28 protein-coding genes are annotated in these 24,897 nt (G+C 61.0%); 13 read left to right on the plus strand and 15 right to left on the minus strand.

From position 1 onward, the window contains the following. The first annotated feature begins 165 nt into the window (after positions 1 to 165). Entirely contained in the window at positions 166 to 843 is a 678-nt protein-coding gene (locus tag JMV15_RS06405; RefSeq protein WP_014720441.1) for an FKBP-type peptidyl-prolyl cis-trans isomerase, read from the plus strand. A gap of 54 nt (positions 844 to 897) precedes the next feature. Here the strand turns inward: JMV15_RS06405 and JMV15_RS06410 are convergent, their stop codons facing one another. The 7 genes from JMV15_RS06410 to JMV15_RS06435 form a co-directional block, all read right to left on the minus strand. Next, the gene (locus JMV15_RS06410; protein ID WP_014720442.1) at positions 898 to 1,356 is read right to left on the minus strand and encodes an Rsd/AlgQ family anti-sigma factor; all 459 of its coding nucleotides are present in this window, start codon (positions 1,354 to 1,356) and stop codon (positions 898 to 900) included. Positions 1,357 to 1,565: 209 nt separating this feature from the next. Next, positions 1,566 to 2,087 (minus strand): disulfide bond formation protein B, encoded by a 522-nt coding sequence (locus tag JMV15_RS06415; protein ID WP_032901899.1) that lies wholly within the window; start codon positions 2,085 to 2,087, stop codon positions 1,566 to 1,568. 236 nt (positions 2,088 to 2,323) lie between these two features. Continuing rightward, entirely contained in the window at positions 2,324 to 3,565 is a 1,242-nt protein-coding gene (locus tag JMV15_RS06420) for a heme biosynthesis protein HemY (protein ID WP_032901898.1), read from the minus strand. A 5-nt stretch (positions 3,566 to 3,570) separates the two neighbouring features. Then, positions 3,571 to 4,686 (minus strand): uroporphyrinogen-III C-methyltransferase, encoded by a 1,116-nt coding sequence (locus tag JMV15_RS28270; RefSeq protein ID WP_014720445.1) that lies wholly within the window; start codon positions 4,684 to 4,686, stop codon positions 3,571 to 3,573. Positions 4,687 to 4,704: 18 nt separating this feature from the next. Continuing rightward, positions 4,705 to 5,463 carry a uroporphyrinogen-III synthase gene (locus JMV15_RS28275; RefSeq protein WP_014720446.1) on the minus strand — a complete coding sequence of 253 codons (759 nt, stop codon included), beginning with the start codon at positions 5,461 to 5,463 and terminating at the stop codon, positions 4,705 to 4,707. Continuing rightward, positions 5,460 to 6,401, minus strand: coding sequence for a hydroxymethylbilane synthase (hemC, locus tag JMV15_RS06430; protein WP_019819816.1), 942 nt, complete (start codon positions 6,399 to 6,401; stop codon positions 5,460 to 5,462). The genes JMV15_RS28275 and hemC overlap by 4 nt, the downstream gene beginning before the upstream one ends. Before the next feature lie 138 nt (positions 6,402 to 6,539). Continuing rightward, a complete protein-coding gene (locus tag JMV15_RS06435) occupies positions 6,540 to 7,286 on the minus strand; it encodes a LytR/AlgR family response regulator transcription factor (protein ID WP_003195394.1) in 747 nt (248 codons plus the stop codon). Between the two features lie 501 nt (positions 7,287 to 7,787). Between JMV15_RS06435 and argH the strand changes: the two genes are divergently transcribed. Beyond that, on the plus strand, positions 7,788 to 9,182 hold the full coding sequence (argH, locus tag JMV15_RS06440; RefSeq protein ID WP_014720448.1) for an argininosuccinate lyase: 1,395 nt from the start codon (positions 7,788 to 7,790) through the stop codon (positions 9,180 to 9,182). Between the two features lie 96 nt (positions 9,183 to 9,278). On the opposite strand, the gene JMV15_RS06445 is transcribed toward argH, so the two are convergent. After that, the gene (locus JMV15_RS06445) at positions 9,279 to 9,938 is read right to left on the minus strand and encodes a glutathione S-transferase family protein (protein WP_014720449.1); all 660 of its coding nucleotides are present in this window, start codon (positions 9,936 to 9,938) and stop codon (positions 9,279 to 9,281) included. Positions 9,939 to 10,063: 125 nt separating this feature from the next. Between JMV15_RS06445 and JMV15_RS06450 the strand changes: the two genes are divergently transcribed. The 3 genes from JMV15_RS06450 (at position 10,064) to JMV15_RS06460 (ending at position 13,706) form a co-directional block, all read left to right on the plus strand. Then, positions 10,064 to 10,348, plus strand: coding sequence for a hypothetical protein (locus JMV15_RS06450; protein WP_014720450.1), 285 nt, complete (start codon positions 10,064 to 10,066; stop codon positions 10,346 to 10,348). Positions 10,349 to 10,443: 95 nt separating this feature from the next. Further along, a complete protein-coding gene (locus JMV15_RS06455; RefSeq protein WP_014720451.1) occupies positions 10,444 to 10,698 on the plus strand; it encodes a TIGR02647 family protein in 255 nt (84 codons plus the stop codon). A gap of 167 nt (positions 10,699 to 10,865) precedes the next feature. Continuing rightward, on the plus strand, positions 10,866 to 13,706 hold the full coding sequence (locus JMV15_RS06460; RefSeq protein WP_038452269.1) for a class I adenylate cyclase: 2,841 nt from the start codon (positions 10,866 to 10,868) through the stop codon (positions 13,704 to 13,706). Here JMV15_RS06460 and rnk read toward each other — a convergent pair. The 3 genes from rnk to cyaY all read right to left on the minus strand — a co-directional run bounded on the left by rnk (position 13,703) and on the right by cyaY (position 14,801). Then, positions 13,703 to 14,116: a nucleoside diphosphate kinase regulator gene (rnk, locus tag JMV15_RS06465; protein WP_014720453.1), complete on the minus strand. Its 414-nt coding sequence runs from the start codon at positions 14,114 to 14,116 to the stop codon at positions 13,703 to 13,705. The two genes, JMV15_RS06460 and rnk, sit on opposite strands and share 4 nt — an antisense overlap. Positions 14,117 to 14,247: 131 nt before the next feature. Then, the gene (locus JMV15_RS06470) at positions 14,248 to 14,466 is read right to left on the minus strand and encodes a DUF1289 domain-containing protein (RefSeq protein WP_032873896.1); all 219 of its coding nucleotides are present in this window, start codon (positions 14,464 to 14,466) and stop codon (positions 14,248 to 14,250) included. A gap of 2 nt (positions 14,467 to 14,468) precedes the next feature. Then, the gene (cyaY, locus tag JMV15_RS06475; protein ID WP_014720455.1) at positions 14,469 to 14,801 is read right to left on the minus strand and encodes an iron donor protein CyaY; all 333 of its coding nucleotides are present in this window, start codon (positions 14,799 to 14,801) and stop codon (positions 14,469 to 14,471) included. 238 nt (positions 14,802 to 15,039) lie between these two features. Here cyaY and lptM point away from each other — a divergent pair, with 238 nt between their 5' ends. The 6 genes from lptM to JMV15_RS06505 are packed head-to-tail and all read left to right on the plus strand — an operon-like array spanning position 15,040 to position 19,627. After that, entirely contained in the window at positions 15,040 to 15,207 is a 168-nt protein-coding gene (gene lptM / locus JMV15_RS06480; protein WP_003195417.1) for an LPS translocon maturation chaperone LptM, read from the plus strand. A gap of 14 nt (positions 15,208 to 15,221) precedes the next feature. Continuing rightward, on the plus strand, positions 15,222 to 16,469 hold the full coding sequence (lysA, locus tag JMV15_RS06485) for a diaminopimelate decarboxylase (RefSeq protein ID WP_014720456.1): 1,248 nt from the start codon (positions 15,222 to 15,224) through the stop codon (positions 16,467 to 16,469). A 3-nt stretch (positions 16,470 to 16,472) separates the two neighbouring features. Next, positions 16,473 to 17,303, plus strand: a complete 831-nt coding sequence (gene dapF, locus JMV15_RS06490) for a diaminopimelate epimerase (RefSeq protein WP_014720457.1) — start codon at positions 16,473 to 16,475, stop codon at positions 17,301 to 17,303. 13 nt (positions 17,304 to 17,316) lie between these two features. Next, positions 17,317 to 18,033: a DUF484 family protein gene (locus tag JMV15_RS06495; protein ID WP_014720458.1), complete on the plus strand. Its 717-nt coding sequence runs from the start codon at positions 17,317 to 17,319 to the stop codon at positions 18,031 to 18,033. 2 nt (positions 18,034 to 18,035) lie between these two features. Continuing rightward, positions 18,036 to 18,935 carry a tyrosine recombinase XerC gene (xerC, locus tag JMV15_RS06500; RefSeq protein WP_014720459.1) on the plus strand — a complete coding sequence of 300 codons (900 nt, stop codon included), beginning with the start codon at positions 18,036 to 18,038 and terminating at the stop codon, positions 18,933 to 18,935. Continuing rightward, positions 18,932 to 19,627, plus strand: coding sequence for an HAD family hydrolase (locus JMV15_RS06505; RefSeq protein ID WP_014720460.1), 696 nt, complete (start codon positions 18,932 to 18,934; stop codon positions 19,625 to 19,627). Before xerC ends, JMV15_RS06505 begins: the two co-directional genes overlap by 4 nt. 127 nt (positions 19,628 to 19,754) lie before the next feature. Here JMV15_RS06505 and sutA read toward each other — a convergent pair whose 3' ends face one another. The 4 genes from sutA to glnK form a co-directional block, all read right to left on the minus strand. Beyond that, positions 19,755 to 20,087, minus strand: coding sequence for a transcriptional regulator SutA (gene sutA, locus JMV15_RS06510; RefSeq protein ID WP_014720461.1), 333 nt, complete (start codon positions 20,085 to 20,087; stop codon positions 19,755 to 19,757). A 102-nt stretch (positions 20,088 to 20,189) separates the two neighbouring features. Beyond that, positions 20,190 to 20,615, minus strand: coding sequence for a secondary thiamine-phosphate synthase enzyme YjbQ (locus tag JMV15_RS06515; RefSeq protein WP_003195429.1), 426 nt, complete (start codon positions 20,613 to 20,615; stop codon positions 20,190 to 20,192). A 209-nt stretch (positions 20,616 to 20,824) separates the two neighbouring features. Continuing rightward, positions 20,825 to 22,162: an ammonium transporter gene (locus JMV15_RS06520; protein ID WP_014720462.1), complete on the minus strand. Its 1,338-nt coding sequence runs from the start codon at positions 22,160 to 22,162 to the stop codon at positions 20,825 to 20,827. Between the two features lie 34 nt (positions 22,163 to 22,196). Further along, positions 22,197 to 22,535, minus strand: coding sequence for a P-II family nitrogen regulator (gene glnK / locus JMV15_RS06525; RefSeq protein ID WP_002555808.1), 339 nt, complete (start codon positions 22,533 to 22,535; stop codon positions 22,197 to 22,199). Positions 22,536 to 22,958: 423 nt separating this feature from the next. Here glnK and JMV15_RS06530 point away from each other — a divergent pair, with 423 nt between their 5' ends. After that, on the plus strand, positions 22,959 to 23,222 hold the full coding sequence (locus JMV15_RS06530) for an accessory factor UbiK family protein (protein ID WP_003195432.1): 264 nt from the start codon (positions 22,959 to 22,961) through the stop codon (positions 23,220 to 23,222). A gap of 155 nt (positions 23,223 to 23,377) precedes the next feature. Beyond that, complete coding sequence (locus JMV15_RS06535; protein ID WP_014720463.1) at positions 23,378 to 24,874, plus strand: YifB family Mg chelatase-like AAA ATPase; 1,497 nt, start codon at positions 23,378 to 23,380, stop codon at positions 24,872 to 24,874. Positions 24,875 to 24,897 lie beyond the last annotated feature (23 nt).

Consider the following 24,897-nt stretch of genomic DNA (forward strand, 5'->3'; position numbering starts at 1 on the left):
GGCTCATACTAGCCCTCTGCTCTTACCGCCGCTAGGGCATGTTGACAGTATCCTTTGCGTTGCGTTGCAGCGTGCGAAAATTCTTATCGATATAACGGAAAACCGCGCCACTTTTTACGCACTCGCACTGGCATAATCCGTCGCACTTTCGCCGGGAGAATGCCCATGTCGCGTTACCTTTTTCTAGTGTTCGGCTTGGCGATCTGCGTGGCCGATGCAAGCGAGCAACCCTCGTCAAACACCACCGCCGCAACCCCGCACGATCTTGCCTATAGCCTGGGCGCAAGCCTTGGCGAACGGTTGCGCCAGGAAGTCCCCGACCTGCAGATACAGGCCCTGCTCGACGGACTCAAGCAAGCCTACCAAGGCAAGCCACTGGCGCTGGATAACGCGCGCATCGAACAGATCCTCGCGCAGCACGAAACGCAGAACGCCGCCGACGCCCAACGACCTCAAAGCGAAAAAGCACTCGCTGCCGAGCAGCAATTTCTCTCAAGGGAAAAAGCCGCAGCCGGCGTTCGTCAGTTGGCCGATGGGATCCTGCTCACCGAGCTGACACCCGGCACTGGCAACAAGCCGTTGGCCAGCGATGAAGTGCAGGTTAAATACGTGGGCCGACTGCCTGATGGAACTGTCTTCGACAAAAGTACGCAACCGCAATGGTTTCGCCTCAACAGCGTGATCAGCGGTTGGAGCAGTGCATTACAACAGATGCCGGTGGGTGCGAAATGGCGTCTGGTGATTCCTTCAGCCCAGGCCTATGGCGCAGACGGCGCAGGTGAGTTGATCCCCCCCTATACGCCGCTGGTGTTCGAGATCGAACTAATCGGCACTCGCCACTGACCCATAAAAAAACGGTGCGACATGCGCACCGTTTTTCTTACCTCGCCACCAGCTTCAAGCCTGGGTGGCGGGTTCTTCCTTATGAGCGTTGTGCAGCACTTCGATCAAGCAATCTTCCAGCTCGAAACGCTCATGCAACAGCGCCCCCAACTCTTTGAATTTTTCCGCGACACATTTCCCGGCATCACACAGGTCGGTGAACGCCAGCAGCTTTTCAGTGATCACATCGATGCGCGGATAAAGCGTCTCAGCCAACTCCAGGCCACGCTGATCATCGAAGGCTTCGGCCTCCTTGGTCAGTTGCTCGTAGACGCCGAAATGGCCGGCAGACACGTAGTCCACCAACACCTCACAGAACTCCTGCAACGGCTTGCGATTCTCGCCCAACGCTTCGGGCTTGGCGCCGAGAGCATCAAAGGCCCGAACCAGTTCGTGACGTGCCTTCAACCAGCTGTCGATCAGCTTGTGCACCCCACCCCAGCGTTCCTGAGCATTCTGACAACTTTCCAACATGATGATCTCTCTTCCCTATTGGGGCGCCGCAGCTCTGTACCTGCGCAACACTTCAAGGATGAAGCAGCAGACGGACAAGGCCGCGTCTGACAAGCGGTTTGGATAACGCGTGCGGGCCAGATTATGCCCGCATGACTATGGCTTCAAGGTACGCAGGAGAGAATGTTCATACAAGTGTTTAATCCGCTCCTACAACCTGAGTCTCGTTTTCAATGTGTTGCGAGGCGCAAATGCCTGCCGAACAACAGCCGTGACACCTGCATGAACCCCAGGATCAGCATCGCCACAAAAAACAGCAGGCTCCACTCAGGCAGGCTCAAGTCAAACAGCGTCCAGTTGATTTCAACGCAATCGACCGTGCCATTGAACACCGAGCGCATTGCCTGCCAGACAGACAGGTTTTCAAGCATGTCCTGCAGGCTGGGCCAGCAATCCCCCACCTGGCTTGCCGGCCTGTTCTGCAACAGGACTTGCCGGCCTGCGGTGATGGCGCCCAGCAACGCACAGCCCATGCTCGCCAACCCATAAAGACAAAGGCCGGAACGCCCAGGTTTGTGAAGCGCGGCAATCAGGTTGATCAAGGCAAAAGAGGCGAGGAACAGGCGTTGTACCTGGCATAGAAAACAAGGTCGTAGCAGCGCACCGTATTGAAGGTAGTAAGACGCGCCCAACGTCAGCGCACCCGCCATGAACGCCAGGAAAAACAAAGAGCGTAAAGGGGCCAGAGACATTGTTTATCCGCACTGCAAGAGATAGGTCGCTACGGTAGAGGAAAGGCCCGACCCCTTTCAATACGCCCTAGAGCGGACTTTTCCTCGAAAACATAAGGACATCCCGCCACGGGCCCGAGGAAAATCAGCCAAGACAAGTAGGAATTAGTAACAAAGCCAGTTAAGCCGAGGGGTTGCAGGGTTTGAAGGGTTGGGTGTCAGATCGGTCCTAGCCAACCCATCCACCCTTTCCTACTTCAAACTCGCGCAGGCACTGGCAGCGGCGAGGACAGCAGACGATTGTCGAGCAACCCCAAGCCCTCCTGAAACAGCTGGTTGCTGCGCTCGGTATCGCCCAATTGGGCCAGCAGGCGAGCCAATTCGGCGCAGGCTTCGGGATTGCGCTGTACTTGCAGGCTGCTTTCCAGATAATCCCGCGCCTTGCCCCACAGACTGTTTTGCAGGCACAGACGACCCAGCGTCAGCAGCAGGCTGGCATCGCCTGGATGGTCCTTGAGCCAGCCTTCGGCAAACTTCAGTTGCCGCGCAGGATCACTGCCGCGCAGCAGGCCATACAACCGGATCAGGTGACTGTCATAACCGCGTTTAAGGGCGCCACGCAGCACTTCCTCGGCCTTTGCATCTGCGCCCAATCGACGCAGTTGGTCGGCATACGCCAATACCAGTTGTGGCTGTTGGCGCTGGGCTGCGGTCAGTTGCTCCCATGCGCGCTCCAGAGACTGCAACCCTGCTTCGCCTTGCTCTTCACGCTGGGCCGCCAGGCTCAGATTCTCACCCCAGGCGCGACGCTCCAGCTCGGCCAGCTCATTGGCGGGCAAGACTTTGTCCTTGCGCAGCTCAGGCAGCAGGCGAATCACAGACGACCAATCGCCACGCTGCTGATGCAGACGTTGCAACTGTCGCAGTACTTGCGCGTTGTGCGGGTGACGCTCATGCATCGCCTGAAGGGTGACCAGTGCGCCTTCCGTATCGCCACGGTCCATCTGCAACTGCGCATGGCTCAGTGCAATGGCCAGTTCGGCCTGGGGCTGGCGTTCCAACGCACGCTCCAGCAAGCCGTCGGATTCCTCATAACGGCCCTGTTCATTGGCCGCACGGGCGGCACCGATGTAATACAGCAGGGGTTGGCGCTCTGCTTCGGCGGCGCGGTGCAGGTGGCGTTCGGCGCTGGCCCAGCGGCCCTCGGCGAGGTCCATCTGGCCTTGCTCGATAGCGATCTGCACACGACGGCTGCGGTTGCGTCGTGACCAGGGGTTGACCACGCCACCGGATGTGCTGACCAGGCTCCATAACACGCGGATCAGGTAAATCGCCAGGCCAATGGCGAACACCGCCACCAATGTCGCCCACAGGCTTGATTCGTAATGCAGCAGGTGAGGATAAGTAATCAACACGTAGCCGGTGTGTTTCGAAATGCCCACACCCAGGGCCAGCGCGAGCGCAATCGCGAGCACCAGGATCACATAGAAACGCTTCATCAGCTCTACTCCTGGGTCGCCGGTTTGCCAGCCGAAGCCTTGGCTTCGTCGGCAGACTGATGACGGCGTTCAAGGTACGCCTGCACAGCAGCCAGGCTCGCAGCCAAGTCAGGCGTGACCACCGACACCGCCTTGGGCTCAAGCTCGGCAATACGCGCCAGCATCGCCTTGCTCTGCGGGTTGTCCTGGTTGAAGTTGTCCTGCAATACGCTGCGCGCTTCTCCCAACGAGCGGCTGTACACCGCCGCCTCGCCGTTAAGCGCAGCCCATTGGGCTTGCTCCAGCGCCAGGCTCAAGGCCAGCCGCACTTGGTTCAGGCCTTGGCCTGCCAACAAGGGACGGATGTTGTCATCCGGGTTGAAGTCGATGCGGAAATAACGGGAGATCTGCTCCCACCACTGGCTCAACTGGTTCTGCGTATCGCTGGTGGGACGCCCCTGGGAAGCAGGCTCCGTGAGCTGATACTCCGGGGCAATCGCCGCCAGTTGCACCACCTGGTCACGCAAGGCAGCCAATTGCAGGTACAGGCCGGTACGGTCCGGTTGCTCGGTGCTGCGCAGAGCGGCCAGGCTCTTGGCCAATTGCTCCCGTGCAGCGAAAGCCCCTGGGTCGCTCTGCTCGCGAAGAATTTCGTCGGCCCCCTGCACCAGCGACTGGGCGCTGTTGATGTCTTGCAAGGCGGACAAACGCAAGCTGGCCAGACGGATCAGATGCTCGGCCTCTGCCAGGCGCCAGTCCTTGCGGCTGGCACCCAACACGGTTTCCAGACGCTGGTTGAGACGCTGCTGATCACCCTGCAACTGAGTGACCAGGCGGCGACGCTCTTCCAGCTCATCCGCACCCGGCAACTGCGCCAGGCGGGCGGCCAGCTGTTGCTGGCCTTGCTTGAGGCTCTGGGACTGGTCATCCAGGGTCTGCACCTGGCCCAGTTGGTGCTGGCTGCTGGCTTGCAGGGCACGGACCTGCCAGATCCCCCAGCCGCCGGCGGCTACGCCCGCAGCGCCCAACAGCAAGGCGACGACTGCCAGGCCATTGCCACGGCGTGGCGCGCTGACCGGTGTCTCGACCGGCGCATCAAGCGCGGGCTGAGCTTCATCTTTAGGCAAGGCTGTTTCGCTCACGTATCCGTCCTTTGCGTATCAGAGAGTGGGAACGGGATAGCTCCCTAACGCCACTAACAAAGCCGCGGCACTCGCGCCGCGACAATCCACAACTTTTTCTGCACCCGCGGCCCGCGCCATTTCATATACACGCGGGCTGGGCACGAACAACGGCAGCTGTGCCACCTCTGGCCAATCGGGGCCGGCTAACGCGTGCAGGTGTAAAAAACCCTGCCCACTGCTGACCACCAGGCCGTTCAAGCGTTCCAACTGGATGCGTTGCATCAACGCGCCCTTCTCATACACCGGAAGAAAACGCCGATACAATTCCAGGTAATCGACACTAGCACCTTGCTCGCGTAAACGCTCTGCCAGCAACTCACGCCCGCCCTCGCCGCGCAGGATCAACACCCGGGCACCCGGCGCTGCAATAGCCTCGCGCAAGGCGGGCAGTTCAAGCAAGGCCTCGCTGTCATCGCCCGTGGCGGGAAAGTGAACGTTGAGGCCATGATCGGCCAATATCTGGGCCGTGGCCGCGCCGACACTGAACCAGGGCATTGGCGGCACACTGCCCCCCAACCGCAGCAACGCCAGGCGCGCAGCCGGCTTGCTCACCACGATGACGGCGCGATAGCGCGGCAGCGCGCCGAACACCGCGTGTTGCTCTGCGGTCACCGGCAAGGCTTCAGTCTCCAGCAAAGGCAGGCAGTTGCTGTGAATACCGCTCTGGGCTAATAACGCCGCCAGGGCCGTCGACTCCTCGGCAGGCCGCGTCAGCAGCACTCGCCAGTCGGTCACTGCGGGCCGGCCTCGCCATAGACTTTTTGCAAAATGGTACCCGCGCCTTTTTCCAGCAACGCTTCGGCGACCTGAATCCCCAAGGCCGTGGCATCACGTTGCGGCCCACGTACCTCGGCGGTCAGCAGGTTACCGCCGTCCGGATCACCAACCAGGCCACGCAGCCACAGGTTCTCACCCTCGAGTACGGCATAGCAGGCGATGGGCACCTGGCAGCCACCGTTGAGGTGTTTGTTCAAGGCACGCTCGGCGGTGACGCGCACTTCGGTGTCTGCGTGATCGAGAGGTTTTAGCAGCGCATGAATTTCGCTGTCGGCGGTGCGGCATTCGATTCCGACTGCGCCCTGCCCGCCAGCGGGCAGGCTGTCTTCGACGCTGATGGCCGAGGTGATGCGGTCTTCAAAGCCCAGGCGGATCAAGCCGGCAGCGGCGAGGATGATCGCGTCGTATTCGCCGGCGTCGAGCTTGGCCAGGCGCGTGTTGACGTTGCCACGCAAAAAGCGGATCTGCAGGTCGGGACGCCGCGTCAGCAACTGGGCCTGGCGACGCAGGCTGGAGGTGCCAACGATACTGCCCAGCGGCAATTCGTCCAGGGACGCGAAGGTGTTGGAAACGAAGGCGTCGCGCGGGTCTTCGCGCTCGCAGATACAAAAAAGGCCCAGGCCTTCAGGGAAGTCCATGGGCACGTCTTTCATCGAATGCACGGCGATGTCGGCTTCGTTGTCCAGCAGCGCAGTTTCCAACTCCTTGACGAACAGGCCCTTGCCGCCGATTTTCGACAATGGCGAGTCCAGCAGCTTGTCGCCGCGACTGACCATGGGCACCAGGGAGACCTTGAGGCCGGGATGGGCCTGTTCAAGGCGTGCTTTGACGTATTCGGCCTGCCACAAGGCCAAGGCGCTTTTACGGGTGGCGATGCGGATTTCGCGAGAGGACATGGATCAATCCGTACTGAATAGATACGGCGGATAATAACAGCTCAGGCAAATACGCTTTGATTTGAATCAGCAAGTGCGGGGCCTCCCTGGCCACGTCGCACCGGGATAAGGAATGCAGACCGCGCCGCAACCCTTGGGCTAAAGCTGCTGCATCATCTTGCGCACGCCAGCGACATGGCGTCGGCTGACGATCAACGCATCGCCATTGAGCCCCTTCAGGAATAGCTGAAAGTGCCCCAGGGGCGTGCGCTGCAGGCGCTCGATGCGTTCACGGGCGACCAGCGCGTTGCGATGAATGCGCACGAAACGCTCGCCAAACTCGTCTTCAAGCGCCTTGAGCGGTTCATCAAGCAACACTTCACCGGTCTCGTGGCGCAAGGTCACGTATTTGTGATCGGCAATAAAGTAAACCACCTGGCCGAGTGGGATCAGCTCGATGCCCTTGCGGGTACGTGCGCTGATATGGCTGCGTGGCCCGTTACCACTTTGCGCAGCCGGTTGCGTCAAGGCAGCCAGTTGGGCGCGGCTGGGACGCTCGGCTTTTTTCAAGGCTTTGAGCAAGGCTTCGGCAGTGGCCGGCTTGACGAGAAAACTGACACCGCTGTCTTCCAGCGCTTGTGCAGAAAACTCATCCTGCGCCGCACACAACACCACGGCGGGCGGCGATTCGCGTTCGCTCAAGCGGGCGGCGACCTGCAGGCCATCAAAGCCCGGCATGCGGATATCGAGCAGCACTACATCCGGCTTGTGGCTGTCGATCAGCGTCAACGCCTCTTCGCCGCTGGTGGCGCTCGGTTCAAGGACTGTATAACCCTCGAGTTCACTGACCAGACGGCTCAGTCGCTCGCGGGCTTGGGGTTCGTCATCAACGATCAGGACATTCATATTGCGCTGGATTCCTGCGTGAGTCTCGCACAAGGATAGCGTAGACAGGTGCGGTGACTGACGTCACAGCGATCCACGCTAAGACTAGCGCGAGCGGCAAAAAGTGCCCTGAGAATGGCACCCAAATTTACCCGGACCTGTTCAATAGCGCCCAAGACCCGCTGCCTTCGGGCATCGTCGTAGGGTTCACTGATAAACAATCCGAATACCCCCCTGTTTAATGGATAGTCTGGTTATGACCGCATCACCCGACTTTGGTGCATTCACACACTATCAGTCCAACTGTAGACGCTCACTGAGGCGACATTGCTCAATCGTCAAATATCGTTTCAATAAGTACCTGCCCCCAGTCTCGTCCCGGATGCGGTCGGCGGCAAGGCACTTAGCCATCTCTTACACAAATAAAATTGCCGATCACCCGCAGCACCGCCTCCACGGGCAACCCTGTTATGATCGCCGGCACACCTTCATGCCTCTTTTAAGCAGATCACGAGCGAATCCATGAGCACCGACAAGACCAACCAGTCCTGGGGCGGCCGCTTCAGTGAACCCGTCGACGCCTTCGTCGCGCGCTTCACCGCCTCCGTCACCTTCGATCAACGCCTGTACCGCCACGACATCATGGGCTCCATCGCCCACGCCACGATGCTGGCCAAGGTCGGCGTGCTGACCGACGCCGAGCGTGACAGCATCATCGACGGCCTGACCACCATCCGTGGTGAGATCGAGGCAGGGACGTTCGACTGGCGCGTCGACCTGGAAGACGTGCACATGAACATCGAGGCACGCCTGACCGATCGCATCGGCGTGACCGGCAAAAAATTGCACACTGGCCGTAGCCGTAACGATCAGGTCGCCACCGATATCCGCCTGTGGCTGCGCGATGAGATCGACCTGATCCTGGGCGAAATCACCCGCCTGCAAAAAGGTTTGCTGGAGCAGGCCGAGCGTGAATCGGACACCATCATGCCCGGCTTCACTCACCTGCAGACCGCACAGCCCGTGACCTTCGGCCACCACCTGCTGGCCTGGTTCGAAATGCTCAGCCGCGACTACGAGCGCCTGGTCGATTGCCGCAAGCGTGCCAACCGCATGCCGCTGGGCAGCGCGGCACTGGCCGGCACCACCTACCCGATCGACCGTGAGTACACCGCACAACTGCTGGGCTTTGACGCCGTGGGCGGCAACTCCCTGGACGGCGTGTCGGACCGGGACTTCGCCATCGAATTCTGCGCCGCCGCCAGCATCGCGATGATGCATCTGTCGCGCTTCTCCGAAGAGCTGGTGCTATGGACCAGCGCGCAATTCCAGTTCATAGACCTGCCGGACCGTTTCTGCACCGGCAGCTCGATCATGCCGCAAAAGAAAAACCCCGACGTGCCAGAGTTGGTGCGTGGCAAGAGCGGCCGTGTATTTGGTGCACTGATGGGCCTGCTGACCCTGATGAAAGGCCAACCATTGGCCTACAACAAGGACAACCAGGAAGACAAGGAACCGCTCTTCGACGCCGCCGACACCCTGCGCGACTCGTTGCGTGCCTTTGCCGACATGATTCCGGCGATCAAGCCCAAGCATACGATCATGCGTGAAGCGGCCCTGCGCGGGTTCTCTACCGCGACCGACCTGGCGGACTACCTGGTGCGCCGGGGCCTGCCGTTCCGTGACTGCCACGAAATTGTCGGCCACGCCGTGAAGTACGGTGTGGACACCGGCAAGGACTTGGCGGAAATGAGCCTGGAAGAACTGCGCCAGTTCAGCGACCAGATCGAGCAGGATGTGTTTGCCGTGCTGACCCTGGAAGGCTCGGTGAATGCCCGTAATCATGTGGGCGGCACTGCGCCGGCACAGGTCAAGGCGGCGGTCGTGCGCGGCCAGCAATTGCTCGCCAGCCGCTAAAATTGTGGGAGGGGGCTTGCTCCCGAAGACGGTGTATCAGACAAGAAAATCTTAGCTGACCCACCGCCTTCGGGAGCAAGCCCCCTCCCACATTGGTTATTTCTTGGCCGCAATCATCGCCATGAATGCCGGCATCGCCGCCTGCCTGTCCGCCTCTACCTTCTGCGCATTGGGCATCCCATTCAGGCGCGCCAACAAGGCTTTCGCCTTCGGCAACGGCTCCAGCAGATCCAGCCCAAACAGCTTCTCGCCCACACCGCAGGCCAGGTTCAGGCTGTACATGAAATACAGGTCCGCAAGGGTGAAGCTCTCCCCCGCCACATAAGGCGCGAACTTCCCGTGCCGGCCTAAGGTACCTACTCCAAGCAGCAGCTCGGCCCTGGACTTCTCCTTGATCGCCTCCGGCACCGCCATGCCGAAAAAAGCCTCGGCGAAACACGCCCGCGCAGGCAGTTCGATGTACAGCTCGATCTCACGGCACAGCGCCAGCACCTGAGCCCGCGCAAACGGGTCGGCGGGCAACAGCGCCGGACCTTCCTGGGTCTGTTCGAGGTATTCGAGAATGACGCTGGTTTCGTTGATGAACCCCTGCTTCACACCCAGCACCGGCACTTTGCCGCGGGGGCTTACCGCCAAGGCTTCGGGAGTTTGCCCAGCATAAAAAGGCACCTCTTCGAAGGGCAGTCCTTTCTCCAATAGCGCCAGCTTGACCATGTTGTAGTAGTTGCTGACCGAAAATCCGTAAAGCTTGAGCATCGCAAAGCCTCCAGGCCGGGTGTGGGGTTGGCTGCAAGAGTTATAGATCCTCGAGGGCACCCTGACCAGCAGCATCACCCACCTGAATGGGGGTAGACTGACGCCCTTTCCTTGAGGAGCCTGCCATGAGCGAGCCGACCGATATCGACAACGACGAAGAAGAATTCACCGAGACCACGCTGATCGAAGCCATCGAGAACCAGATCGAGAGCGATAACCCGCCAGCGGCCAAGGCTACGTTCAACAAACTGACCCTGGTGGGTTACGAGCGCGAAGATATCCTGAATCTGATGGCTCACGTGCTGGCGTTCGAGATCGACGCCATGCTCGAAGATGACCGCGCCTTCAATACCGAGTGGTATGAAACGGCACTGCGGGCACTGCCCGAGCTGCCGCCGGAAAAGGAATAACCCCGGCACGCAGCAACACGCTGGACAGTTCGGCAAAGTGCGTTCACCTTATGGCCTGCTAGCCTCTAATAAATTTTAGAAAGTCTGGAGTCCTTATGTCGTATACCCCTGAGTTGGTTGCCGAACTGGAAATCCTTGTACTCTTCCCCTTGGACAGCACCAAGGAAGGCTTGAAAGTCCATCAGACTGCCGCCCCTACTGCCATCGCCGCTGCCAAGCGCCTCCATGCCAAAGGGCTGATTGACCAACCGGACGGGGGCTACCTGACGAGCCTTGGCCGGGACGCTGCCGAGCAAGCCCAAACCCTGCTGACCATCCTGACCACTGCCAACACCAAAGAAGCCGCCTGATACTTGATACCGCCCATGGAGTCCGCCGCCTGCGGATTCCGCGGGTGGTGCTGCGCGGCATACGAAATTCTGACGCCAAAAAGCCACTTCCCTCTAAAACTCCTACGCTACTGTCTGTAAACTCCTGCATGGCCGCCCGCGTCGGGCTGCGAGCCACCGAGTTCGACATGACCCGCACCCATGAAATCCGCCCCGATCTGGACGAAGGCATCGACCGTAAGGTGCTGACCCAACTGCGCGCGCGTTTCATGACCCTCAATCAAGGCCGCATGGTCCGGGCCGTCGAGGGGCTGACGCCACGCCAGCAAAGCGTGCTGGCTTTGTTGCCGCTGTTTTTCCACGTCAATCATCCGCTGTTGCCGGGCTATGTCTCCAGTAACACACCGGCTGGCCTGTCGAATTTCGAACCGGACGCCCAGGCCTTGGCCGATGCCCAACGCCTGACCCGCTCGTTCTCCTATAAACCGCGCCATGGCAACCCGCCTACGCCGATCCACGGTTTGTTCCTGATGGGCAGCCTTGGCACGCTGGCGCAGGCCGATCAAAGCGATATGGACGTGTGGGTATGCCACGCTCCCGACCTGAGCGAGACCGAGCTGGCCGAGCTGCGCAAAAAGTGCCAACTGCTGGAAACCTGGGCCTTGAGCATGGGTGCCGAGGCGCATTTCTTCCTGATCGACCCGACGCGCTTTGTGTTGGGTGATCGCGATACGCCACTGAGTTCCGACGACTGCGGCACCACCCAGCACTACCTGCTGCTGGATGAGTTCTATCGCACCGCGATCTGGCTGGCCGGGCGCACCCCCATCTGGTGGCTGGTACCGGTCTACGAAGAAAACCGCTACGCCGAATTTACTCACGCCCTGGTGTCCAAGCGCTTCATCCGCGCCGATGAAACCCTCGACCTCGGCCATCTGGCTCATATTCCTCCGGGGGAGTTTATTGGCGCCGGGCTGTGGCAACTGTTCAAGGGCATCGAGTCGCCCTATAAATCGGTGCTCAAGCTGCTGCTGACCGAGGTCTACGCCAGCGAACACCCGAAGGTGCAATGCCTGAGCCTGCGCTTCAAACAGGCGGTGTTCAGCCATCAGGTAGACCTGGATGAGCTGGACCCGTACATCATGGTCTACCGCCGCATCGAGGAATACCTCAAGGCCCGCAACGAGCTGGAGCGCCTGGAACTGGTGCGCCGCAGCCTGTACCTGAAGGTCAACCGCAAGCTCAGCGCCGGCCAGCGCACCGCCGGTTGGCAACGGCAGCTGCTGGAACGCCTGGCGCATGAGTGGGGCTGGGACACGCGCCAACTGGCCCTGCTGGACAGCCGCAGCCAATGGAAAGTGCGCCAGGTCGCCTCCGAGCGCCGTGCTCTGGTCAATGAGTTGAACTACAGCTACCGCTTCCTCACCCAGTTCACCCGCAGCGAACACACCGCCAGCGCGGTCAATAAACGCGAACTCAATGTACTGGGCCGCCGCTTGTATGCGGCGTTCGAGCGCAAGGCCGGCAAGGTCGAGTTCATCAACCCCGGCATCGCCCCGGACCTGGCCGAAGACACTTTGACCCTGGTGCAGTCGCCCAACCGCAAGGAGCCGGGCCAGCACCATTGGGGCCTGTATAACGGCAACCTTACCGCTCTGGAGTGGGAACACTTCGCCCCGATCAAACGCAGCCGCGACCTGCTGGAAATGCTCACCTGGTGCCATCGCAACGGCGTGATCGACAGCAGCACCCGCCTGGCGCTGCACCCCGGCACCAGCGACATGACCGAGTTCGAGCTGTTCAACCTATTGGGCAGCCTGCAACAGACCATCGCCCTGCCCCTGTCCAGTGTCGATGAGAGCCGCTTGCTGCGCCCGGCAGTGCCGGAAGAGGTGCTGCTGTTGATCAACGTTGGGGTTGACCCGCTCAAACATCATCGCGACCTGAATATCCTGATGACCACAGAGCGCACCGACTCCCTGAGCTATGCCGGCGTGCGCGACAATCTGGTGCTGACCCTGGACCAGGTCACGCTCAACAGCTGGAACGAAGTGATGGTCAGCCGCTATGACGGCCCCCACGCCCTGCTCGACTGCCTGCGCGACTACCTCAACCAACTGCCCTCGAACCATCTGCCACGCCTGCGAGTGCGTTGTTTTTGTCACAACCGGGCACAGTTCATTGCCCAGCGGGTGGAAGAGGTATTCGACACCGCGCAGCATCTGCTGCTCGGCCAGGGCAATCATCGCTACCTGCTCCAGGTGCAGCAGCATTATCACGTCATGGAACTGGTACCGGGCCAGGCCACCCATGTGTCACTGCCGACCCAGGACGCGCTGATCGCCTACCTCAGCGAGGAGCTGGTCAGCTATAGCCCGTGGCACCTGGACGCCATGGCCTTGGAAGACCACGACCTGGCGCTGCTGCTGCCCATGGGCCAAGCCGAGTGTGTGCAGGTGTTCTACCGCGTTAATGAAGGCTTCGCCGACGTCTACGTGCTCGACGAATTCAACGCGCTCTGGCAACAGCGCTTGCCATTTCATGATGAGCAAAGCCTGTTGGCGCCGTTGCAGCGCTTTTTGCAATCGATCCTGTATCGCCGCGAAGCACTATCGTCCCTGGACACCCAGCAACCCGCGGGCGAGATACAGATCCTGTATTACCAACTGTTGCCATCGGGCAGCGGCCGTGCGCGGGGCGTTGAGCCAAGGCCGGCCCCGCAAGACCCGGCCAACAAGGCGTTTTATGACGTGCAGGCCATTATCGGCAAAGGCACGCCAGGCCACGTAGGGATCACCCTGTACTGCAATCAGCGGGAGTTTTGCGAACTGGAATTTGGCGACCAGCTGTTTACGGTGGTCGCCCGGGAGATCGTCGGGCAACGTCGGGAAACCGAGCGTTACCGCTGCTATATCACTGATCTGGATCTGTCGGGGCTGCTCGGTGATGTGCAAAGCCCAAGCAATCTGTACCTGCGCTATAAAGCCGAACTGGAACAGTCACTCAATGCGGCCTTGAATCAGGTTTAGAGCGGGAAGGCGCCGCCATCTTTGGGCTGGCCTTCGACGCTGAGCAATTCCAGCTTCAAGGTCTTGCCGCCTGGCGCCGGCCAGTCGATGTGCTGGCCCACTTGCAGGCCGAGCAATGCGCTGCCCACGGGTGCCATGATCGAAATCTTGCCTTCGTCGGCGTTCGCGTGCTTGGGGTAGACCAGCGTCAGGTGATAGTCCTTGCCGCTGCTTTGCTCACGGCAATGCACGCTGGAGTTCATGGTCACGACACCCGCAGGCACTTCATCGTGACCAACCACGTCTTCGGCGCGGTCGAGTTCGGCTTGCAACGCTCGGGCGCCGGGAAACTCGTCGCCCAAGCGGTCGATCAGTTGCTCCAGACGCTGCACGTCAAGACGGGTAAGAATGATGGACGGTGCGGTGGTCATGATTCAGGCAGACTCCTTTTTTCTGCACAAAAAAGCAAAACCCCGCCAGGAAAAGGCGGGGTTCTCACGGACCTCGATGAATGGAGGTGTATCCGGACACTACCACAGCGACACAAATAAACAAGACGCCGTCAGGCGCTCGCCTTGCGCTGTTCAGCCTCGGCGCAGATCACCCGGCGCCGCGCATCGTCGGCAGAGCGCCATTCCCGGATGTCTTCCACGTGGCGGAAGCAGCCCAGGCAGACTTTCTGCTCGTCCAGGCGACACAAACTGATACAAGGTGACGGCACTGCCGGGCTGACATTGCTAAACAGCGGCTTGGGCGGGCGTACGGTTGCAGGCTCACTCACCATCAGACCTCGTCGAAATCCAGCTCGACGCCGGTGTATTCCTGGACCAGTCGGGTGAGCATCTCACCCAGCAACTCTTCACTCTTGTCGCACTGCCATTTGCCGCTTTCTTCATCGTAGTCGAAGTGAACGCCACCGGAACGCGCCGCCAGCCACAGCTGACGCAGAGGCTCCTGGCGACTGAAGATCAATTGCGGGCCAGTCTCGAACTTGACGGTCAGCACACCGGCCGAGTTTTCCAGATCCACATCCAGGTCGCTGTCGTCGAAAATATCTTCCAGCTTCTCCTGGGTGGCATCCACCAGGTCGTGAAAACGGGCTTCGGTCAAACTCATTGTGGCAACCTCAAAAGTGTCTGGTTTTGCTCAAGCGCCGCACGATACGGGCGAGCCTCGCCGATTGCAAAGGATACTGATTTGATCACGGATGACGGTACGAAATATCCCCAGGCATCGTAGCCTGCTTCCCTACTGTCTCGGCAAACCCCCGCCGGACGGGTGTTGCGGCGCATAGGCAAGCTGGCGGGTGGTCGGTATACTCGGGCGCAATTAATGCATATTCAAGGATTTCGCCATGAAGCGCCTGATCTCTTCCCTTGCTGCGCTCGTCGCGGTCGCTTGCCTCGTTAGTGCCTGTGGCCAGAAAGGCCCGTTGTACCTGCCGGATGACAGCAAAGATCCAAACGAACAGGCGCAATCGTCGCAAAAGCCGTCAAAAGCCCATAAGCACGACACCTACTAAGTTAAGGGAAACTTATGGACGCTTTTAACTACCGGGACGGCGAGCTGTTCGCGGAAGGCGTGGCCTTGTCCGCGATTGCCCAGCGCTTCGGCACCCCGACCTATGTGTACTCGCGTGCGCATATCGAAGCCCAATACCGCTCGTTCACCGACGCCCTCGACGGCGTGCCGCACCTGGTGTGCTACGCAGTCAAGGCCAACTCCAACCTGGGTGTACTCAATGTCCTGGCGCGTCTTGGCGCTGGTTTTGACATCGTGTCCCGTGGCGAGCTGGAACGCGTACTGGCCGCCGGCGGCCAGGCGGACAAAATCGTCTTCTCCGGCGTCGGCAAGAGCCGCGAAGACATGCGCCGCGCCCTGGAAGTCGGCGTGCATTGCTTCAACGTCGAATCCACCGACGAACTGGAGCGCCTGCAAGTCGTTGCCGCCGAAATGGGCGTTCGCGCGCCGATCTCCCTGCGCGTCAACCCGGATGTCGACGCCGGCACCCACCCGTACATCTCCACCGGTCTCAAAGAGAACAAGTTCGGCATTGCCATCGCCGACGCCGAGGACGTGTACATCCGCGCAGCCCAACTGCCGAACCTGGAAGTGCTGGGCGTCGACTGCCATATCGGCTCGCAACTGACCACCCTGCCACCGTTCCTGGATGCCCTCGACCGCCTGCTGGCCTTGATCGACCGCCTCGGCGAGTGCGGCATCTACCTGCACCACATCGACCTCGGTGGTGGCGTGGGCGTGCGTTATCGCGATGAAGAGCCGCCACTGATTGCCGACTATATCCAGGCCGTGCGCGAACGCATCGAAGGCCGCGACCTGACGCTGATGTTCGAGCCGGGCCGCTACATCGTCGCCAACGCTGGCGTGTTGCTGACCCAGGTCGAGTACCTCAAGCATACCGAACACAAGGATTTCGCCATCGTCGATGCGGCGATGAACGACCTGATCCGCCCGGCGCTGTACCAGGCCTGGATGGATGTCACCGCCGTGACGCCGCGCACAAGCGAAGCCCGCGCCTATGACATCGTCGGGCCCATCTGCGAGACCGGCGACTTCCTCGCCAAGGATCGTGAGTTGACGCTTGAGGAAGGTGATCTGCTGGCCGTGCATTCGGCCGGTGCCTACGGGTTTGTCATGAGTTCCAACTACAACACCCGCGGGCGTACCGCCGAGGTGCTGGTGGACGGTGATCAAGCATTTGAAGTGCGTCGCCGCGAGACGGTAGCCGAGTTGTATGCTGGCGAAAGCCTGCTGCCGGAGTAAGCCATGCTGCTGCGTTTTACCAAGATGCACGGGCTGGGTAATGATTTCATGGTCCTCGACCTGGTCAGCCAGCACGCGCACATCCTGCCCAAGCACGCCAAACAGTGGGGTGATCGCCACACCGGGATCGGTTTCGACCAGTTGCTGCTGGTCGAGGCGCCGAGCAACCCGGAGGTGGATTTCCGCTACCGGATCTTCAACTCCGACGGTTCCGAAGTGGAACAGTGCGGCAACGGCGCGCGCTGCTTTGCGCGCTTTGTGCTCGACAAGCGTCTGACTGCCAAACGCCAGATTCGCGTCGAAACCAAAGGCGGCGTGATCGAACTGGACATCCGCAACGATGGCCAGATCAGCGTCAACATGGGCGCCCCACGCCTGGTGCCGGCGGATATTCCGTTCCAGGCCAGCGAGCAGGCCACCAGTTATGCACTGGATGTAGACGGCAAGACCGTCGACATCGCCGCCGTGTCCATGGGCAACCCTCATGCAGTGCTGCGGGTCACCGACATCAATAACGCCCCCGTGCATGAACTGGGGCCGAAGATCGAACATCACCCGCGCTTTCCGGCAAGGGCCAATGTGGGCTTCCTGCAGGTGATCGACCGCAACCGTGCGCAATTGCGCGTATGGGAACGCGGCGTCGGCGAAACCCAGGCTTGCGGCACCGGTGCTTGCGCCGCTGCCGTGGCTGCGATCAGCCAGGGGTGGATGGATTCGCCGCTGTTGATCGACCTGCCCGGCGGACGTTTGTCCATCGAATGGGCAGGCCCTGGCCACCCGGTGATGATGACCGGGCCGGCCTCGCGCGTATACGAAGGACAGGTCCGTCTATGAGTGAGCCAAGCTAATGACCGATAAGCCTCAAGTACCCGCACACGCTACCCCGAGTGAAAGCCTGGAGGCCGCTGCTGTCGCGGCGTACCTTGAGGCTAACCCGGACTTCTTCGTCGAGCACGAAGAACTGCTGCCGGCCCTGCGCATCCCTCACCAGCGCGGCGATACCGTATCGCTGGTGGAGCGGCAGATGAAGATCCTGCGCGAGCGTAATATTGAAATGCGCCACCGGCTCTCGCATCTGATGGACGTGGCCCGCGACAACGACCGCTTGTTCGACAAGACCCGCCGCCTGATTCTGACCCTGATGGATGCCACCAGCCTGGAAGAAACGGTGATCGCCGTGGAAGACAGCCTGCGTGAGGATTTCCAGGTGCCCTTCGTCAGCCTGATCCTGTTCAGCGACAACCCGATGCCGGTGGGCCGCTGGGTCACAGGTGGCGAAGCGCAGACGGCCATCGGCGGCCTGCTGTCCGAAGGCAAGACCGTCAGCGGCACCTTGCGCGAGCATGAGCTGGACTTCCTGTTTGGCGCCGAACAGCGCAAGCAGATCGGCTCTACGGCCGTCATCGCCCTCAGCCATCAAGGCTTGCACGGGGTACTGGCCATCGCCAGCCGCGACCCGGCGCACTACAAAAGCTCGGTGGGCACGTTGTTCCTGACCTATATCGCCGAAGTGCTGGGCCGCGTCCTGCCACGCCACACCACCACCCTGCGCGCGGTGCGCTGATCATGGAGCGGCAACTGGACGCTTACTGCGCTCACCTGCGCAATGAGCGCCAGGTGTCGTCCCACACGCTGGAAGCTTATCGGCGGGACTTGAACAAGGTCCTGGCCTATTGCGAAAAGCAGCACGTCAGCAGCTGGAAGGCCCTGGATATCCAGGCCCTGCGCAGCCTGATCGCCCGGTTGCACCAACAGGGCCAATCCTCCCGCAGCCTGTCTCGCCTGCTGTCGGCGGTGCGCGGCCTCTATCACTACCTCAATCGCGAAGGGCTGTGCGACCACGACCCGGCCAATGGCCTGTCACCGCCCAAAGGCGAACGGCGCCTGCCCAAGACCCTGGACACAGACCGAGCCCTGCAATTGCTCGACGGTGCCGTCGAGGATGACTTCCTGGCCCATCGCGACCAGGCAATCCTCGAGCTGTTCTATTCCTCGGGCCTGCGCCTGTCGGAGCTGACGGGCCTGAACCTCGACCAGTTGGACCTCGCCGATGGCCTGGTGCAAGTGCTCGGCAAAGGCAGCAAGACGCGCGTACTGCCCGTGGGCAGGAAAGCCCGCGAAGCCTTGCAGCTATGGCTGCCGCTACGCCTTCTGACCAACCCGGCAGACGATGCCGTGTTTGTCAGCCAGCAAGGCCGGCGCCTGGGGCCGCGGGCGATTCAACTGCGGGTCAAGGCTGCCGGCGAGCGCGAGCTGGGGCAGAATCTGCACCCGCACATGTTGCGTCATTCCTTTGCCAGCCACCTGCTCGAATCCTCCCAGGACCTGCGCGCCGTGCAGGAGCTGCTCGGGCACTCGGATATCAAGACCACGCAAATCTACACCCACCTCGACTTCCAGCACCTGGCAACGGTGTACGACAGCGCCCATCCACGGGCCAAACGCATCAAGGGCGGCGACTCATGAGTATCAAGCTGATCACCTTCGACCTGGACGACACCCTCTGGGACAACGTACCTGTCATCATCAGCGCCGAAGCGTCGATGCGTGAATGGCTGGCGACCCACGCGTCCAAGGTCGGCGACCTGCCCCTTGAGCATTTTGCCAGCCTGCGCCAGCAGGTGCTGCAGCGTCATCCCGAACTCAAACACCGTATCAGCCTGCTGCGCCACCGCGTGTTGATGCATGCGTTCGAGGAGGCCGGTTATCCCCAACCTGAGGCCACAGAGATGGCGGATGTCTGCTTCGAAGCGTTCATCCACGCACGCCACCAACTCACCGTGTTTCCGGAAGCCGAGCCGATGCTCAAGGCGCTGCGCCAGCACTTCCTGCTCGGCGTGATCACCAATGGCAATGCCGATGTGCAGCGTGTGGGCCTGGCGGACTACTTTCACTTTGCCCTGCGCGCTGAAGATATCGGCATCGCCAAGCCGGACGCACGGCTGTTTCATGAAGCACTGCAACGTGGCGGTGTGGACGCCAGCGCGGCAGTGCATGTGGGCGATCATCCTGGGGATGACATCGCCGGCGCGCAGCAGGCGGGACTGCGGGCAGTGTGGTTCAACCCCACGGGCAAGGCCTGGGAGGGTGACAAGCGCCCGGATGCGCAGATTCGCAGCCTGACGGAGTTGCCGCCACTGCTGAGTCGCTGGAGCTAACACTGGCCCCAATGTGGGAGCTGGCTTGCCTGCTCCCACAGGGTATTGCAGCAAACCGGTAAATTGCTCCAGGCATGAAAAAGCCCGCAGCGACGGCGGGCTTTTTCTTACAAGCAGAAGGCAGACCTCAGATAGGTCGGCTTCCGTACTTGTTATCCGGCTTCTTCGGTGGATCAGCCACCACGTTGGCCTCGACTTCCTGCACTTTGCCGCCTTTAGCGAGGAATTCTTCCATCGCACGGGCCAGGGCATCGCGCTCTTTGTTCTTGGCTTCAACGCTCGGCAACTCGTCTACCGACACAGCCGCCTTGGCTTTGCCTTTGGCTTTGGGAGCCGCGTCATCGCCAACACTGTCATCGACGTCCTCAGCAACGTCTTCGGCCGCAACTTCAAGACCGTCTTCGGTGTCGTCTTCATCACCTACTTCGAGGTCGTCTTGTTCCAGATCATCGTCGCTCATGTTCTACCTCATGACTTGCGAAAAGCAGATTAGTTATAGCCCAGCTTCACCCTCTGTCGAGGTCGCCGGAAAAAAATCAACATCCACCAGATAACCAGTGGCTTATGCCCCTTCACCGTGCAAGGTGGCGAGGACTTTACGAGCACCGCCATGATCACGGTGCTCGCCCAGATAAACACCTTGCCAGGTCCCTATCGCCAAGCGGCCGGCCTTGACCGGCAAACTCAACTGGCAGCCCAGCAGACTGGCCTTGAAGTGAGCCGGCAGATCATCCGGACCTTCGTCGTTATGTTCAAACCCTGCGCGACCCTGTGGCACCAGCAGGTTGAAAAAACGCTCGAAGTCACGGCGAACCGCCGGGTCGGCATTCTCGTTGACGGTCAACGAGGCCGAGGTGTGCTGCAGCCACAGATGCAACAGGCCCACACGGCACGCCTTCAACTCAGGCAAGCCGGCAAGCAACTCGTCCGTTACCAAGTGAAAGCCCCGGGGCTTGGCCCGCAGGGTAATCAGGGTCTGTTGCCACATACAGTTCTCCGCCCATCGGCGCGCATTCTAGCGCGCTCTGGGAAAAAACAAAGTGCCGAATACGCCTTCATGCCTGTAAGACATTTGCACTCTGAAAAGTGCCGTGTGGATCCCATCACAAAGTTGATAAAAAACCCATACACCTTTAGCCAAAGACAAACACCAGACAAAAAAATGCCCGGCAAGCCGGGCATGTTTTTTTCGCGTAGTTACAAGTTGTAGCCGCGCTCGTTGTGTTGCGCCAGGTCGAGGCCAACCGCCTCTTCTTCTTCGGTGACACGCAGGCCCATGACCATGTCGAGCACCTTGAGGATGACGTAGGTCACGATCGCCGTGTAGATCACGGTGAAGCCCACGCCTTTGCACTGGATCCAGACTTGGGCTGCGATGTCGGTCACGGTGCCGAAGCCGCCCAGCGCCGGGGCAGCGAACACACCGGTAAGGATCGCACCGACGATGCCGCCGATACCGTGCACGCCGAAAGCGTCCAGGGAGTCGTCATAACCCAGCTTGCGCTTGAGGCTGGTAGCACAGAAGAAGCACACCACACCGGCGACCAGGCCAATCACCAGGGCGCCCATCGGGCCCACGGTGCCCGCCGCAGGCGTCACGGCGACGAGGCCGGCGACCACGCCCGAGGCGATACCCAGTGCGCTGGGCTTGCCGTGGGTGATCCACTCGGCAAACATCCAGCCCAGGGCCGCAGCTGCTGTAGCGATTTGAGTTACCAGCATCGCCATGCCCGCGGTGCCGTTGGCCGCCGCGGCGGAACCGGCGTTGAAGCCAAACCAGCCGATCCACAGCATGGCCGCGCCCACCAGGGTATAGCCCAGGTTATGCGGTGCCATCGGGGTGGTCGGGAAGCCTTTGCGCTTGCCGAGCACGATGCACGCCACCAGGCCAGCCACACCCGCGTTGATGTGCACAACGGTGCCGCCAGCGAAGTCCAGCACGCCCCAGTCCCACATCAGGCCGCCGTTGCCGCTCCAGACCATGTGCGCAATCGGCGCGTAGACCAAGGTGAACCAGATAGCCATGAAGATCAGCATTGCGGAGAACTTCATACGCTCAGCGAAAGCACCGACGATCAGCGCCGGGGTAATGATGGCAAAGGTCATCTGGAAGGTGATGAACACGGCTTCCGGAAACAGCGCCGCCGGCCCGGTGATGCTGGCCGGGGTAACACCCGCCAGGAACGCCTTGCCCATGCCGCCGAAGAAGGAATTGAAGTTGACCACGCCTTGTTCCATACCGGTGGTATCGAACGCGATGCTGTAGCCGTAGACGACCCAGAGGATGCTGATCAGGCCAGTGATGGCGAAGCACTGCATCATCACCGACAGAATATTCTTGGAGCGGACCATGCCGCCGTAGAACAGCGCTAGGCCAGGGATGGTCATGAACAGCACCAGCGCGGTGGCGGTAAGCATCCAGGCGGTGTCGCCGGAATTGAGGACTGGAGCAGCCGCTTCATCTGCCGCCATGGCCAGGCTTGGCATTACGATGGACAGCAGGGCTCCGAGCCCTGCGAATTTACGCAGAGTCATATTGTTTTCTCCTGGGGCGTTGGGGTTTGGCGGCTTAGATTGCGTCGGTATCGGTTTCGCCGGTACGGATGCGAATAGCCTGTTCCAGATTGACCACGAAGATCTTGCCGTCACCGATCTTGCCGGTGTTGGCCGCCTTGGTTATCGCCTCGATAACCCGGTCAAGATCCTTGTCGTCAATGGCGACATCGATCTTCACCTTCGGCAGGAAATCGACCACGTATTCCGCGCCGCGATACAGCTCGGTATGACCCTTCTGCCGACCGAAGCCCTTGACCTCAGTAACGGTAATGCCCTGCACGCCGATCTCGGACAGTGACTCGCGAACATCGTCCAACTTGAACGGCTTGATGATGGCAGTGACTAGCTTCATGAAAACTCTCTCCCGAATTTGGTGGACTTGCCCCAGGAAAACAAACCCGTCTCAAGTCTAAGCGCAGTGCCTGGCTTTGTAACGCATCGTCGCCTCGGCATTTGCCGTCGCGACGCCAGCGAACCACTGGTGACGAGCCCTGTACCCCGGATCCGTCGGCGCACTGCATTCGTCACAGCGACTGCATCAGTGCATGGGTCATGATCGTCTAAGCAGAAACCTTGCCAGCTCCGTAAAAACCACCGAAATCAATCCTTTACCCGCTTGTGCCCACCTACGGGGCGCCTGCGCGGCCGCAATGCGCATCAAAACAGTGCGAGGCCGCCCGCCCCAATGCGCGAAAACCGTGCGCAACGGGGCCTGAAAATGACTATAGGCGCTGCGTGATACACTGCCGGCCAACTGTTTTCCGGAATATGTCCAATGCTCGCGCCCAAAGACTTCCTAGACGCCCTGAGCGGCCACGCCTCTCGCCTGTTCAGCGGCGACACGCCGCTGCCCCGCAATGAAATCGAAAGCCAGTTCAAGGCTTTGCTACAGAGTGGTTTCAGCAAGCTCGACCTGGTCAGCCGGGAAGAGTTTGACAGCCAGATGGTGGTGCTGGCCCGCACACGTGCGCGGCTGGAGAGCCTGGAGGCGAAGGTGGCTGAACTTGAAGCCCGGTTGACGCCACCTTCTGCTGAGTGAACGCGATTGTTGTGGGAGCTGGCTTGCCTGCTCCCACACTTGTTTTGCGTTGCCGCCCGGATACGTTCTGTAAAACCTCCCCCGCCCCGCTCCATCCCACCTCGTCTACCCTTGAAAAAACCGCAGGAAGCGGCCCTCCCATTCAAGGAACGAGCATGTCCCTCGCCATTGTCCACAGCCGCGCCCAGGTCGGTGTGGAAGCCCCAGCCGTCACTGTCGAAGTGCATATGGCCAATGGCCTACCGTCTCTCACCTTGGTGGGTTTGCCCGAAACCGCAGTGAAGGAAAGCAAGGACCGCGTGCGCAGTGCCATCCTCAACTCGGCGCTGCAATATCCGGCCCGGCGCATCACGCTCAACCTCGCGCCCGCCGACCTGCCCAAGGACGGCGGGCGTTTTGATCTGGCGATTGCCCTGGGCATCCTGGCGGCCAGTGTGCAAGTGCCGGCCTTGATGCTCGATGACGTGGAGTGCCTTGGGGAATTGGCCCTGTCCGGCGAGGTGCGCGCGGTGAAGGGGGTATTGCCGGCCGCGCTGGCGGCGCGCAAGGCCGGGCGCACCGTGATAGTGCCGCGCGCCAACGCCGAAGAGGCGTGCCTGGCATCGGGGTTGAAGGTGATTGCGGTGGACCACCTGCTGCAAGTGGTGGCGCACCTGAATGGGCACGTGCCGATTGAGCCCTACAGGTCCGACGGCTTGCTGTACGTGAACAAGCCTTACCCAGACCTGCGTGAAGTGCAGGGCCAACTCGCGGCCAAGCGAGCATTGCTGATCGCGGCGGCGGGCGCGCATAACCTGCTTTTCAGCGGGCCACCGGGCACCGGCAAGACGTTATTGGCCAGCCGGCTACCGGGCTTGCTGCCGCCGTTGAGCGAGCAGGAAGCACTGGAAGTGGCCGCGATCCAGTCCGTGGTCAGCCTGGCACCGCTGAGCCATTGGCCAAACCGCCCGTTCCGTCAGCCACACCACTCGGCATCCGGGCCGGCGCTGGTGGGGGGCGGCTCGAAGCCACAACCGGGGGAAATCACCCTGGCCCATCACGGGGTGCTGTTCCTGGATGAGCTGCCAGAGTTCGATCGCAAGGTACTGGAGGTGCTGCGCGAGCCATTGGAGTCGGGGCATATCGTGATATCCCGCGCCCGTGACCGAGTGCGCTTCCCGGCTCGCTTTCAACTGGTCGCGGCGATGAATCCCTGCCCCTGCGGCTACATGGGCGAACCCAGCGGGCGTTGCCGGTGTACGCCGGAGCAGATCCAGCGTTATCGCAACAAGCTATCCGGCCCTTTGCTGGACCGGATTGATTTGCACCTGACCGTCGCGCGGGAGGCCACTGCGCTGAGCCCCACTCAACCGGCGGGCGATACAACGGCCGATGCCTCGGTGCGGGTAGCCGAAGCACGCGAGCGTCAACAGCAACGCCAGGGGTGTGCCAATGCTTTTCTGGACCTGCCGGGGCTGCGCCAGCACTGCAAGCTGCCAAAGGTCGACGAGGGTTGGCTAGAGACCGCCTGCGAGCGACTGACACTGTCACTGCGGGCGGCCCATCGGCTGCTGAAGGTGGCGCGCACCTTGGCGGACCTGGACCAGATGGACGCCATCACCCGTGATCATCTGAAGGAGGCCTTGCAATACCGCCCAGCATCTCTCAGTTGAGCCTCCCACAATTTGATTGGCGG

The organism is Pseudomonas paracarnis, assembly GCF_904063055.1.
GTDB classification, from domain to species: domain Bacteria; phylum Pseudomonadota; class Gammaproteobacteria; order Pseudomonadales; family Pseudomonadaceae; genus Aquipseudomonas; species Aquipseudomonas paracarnis.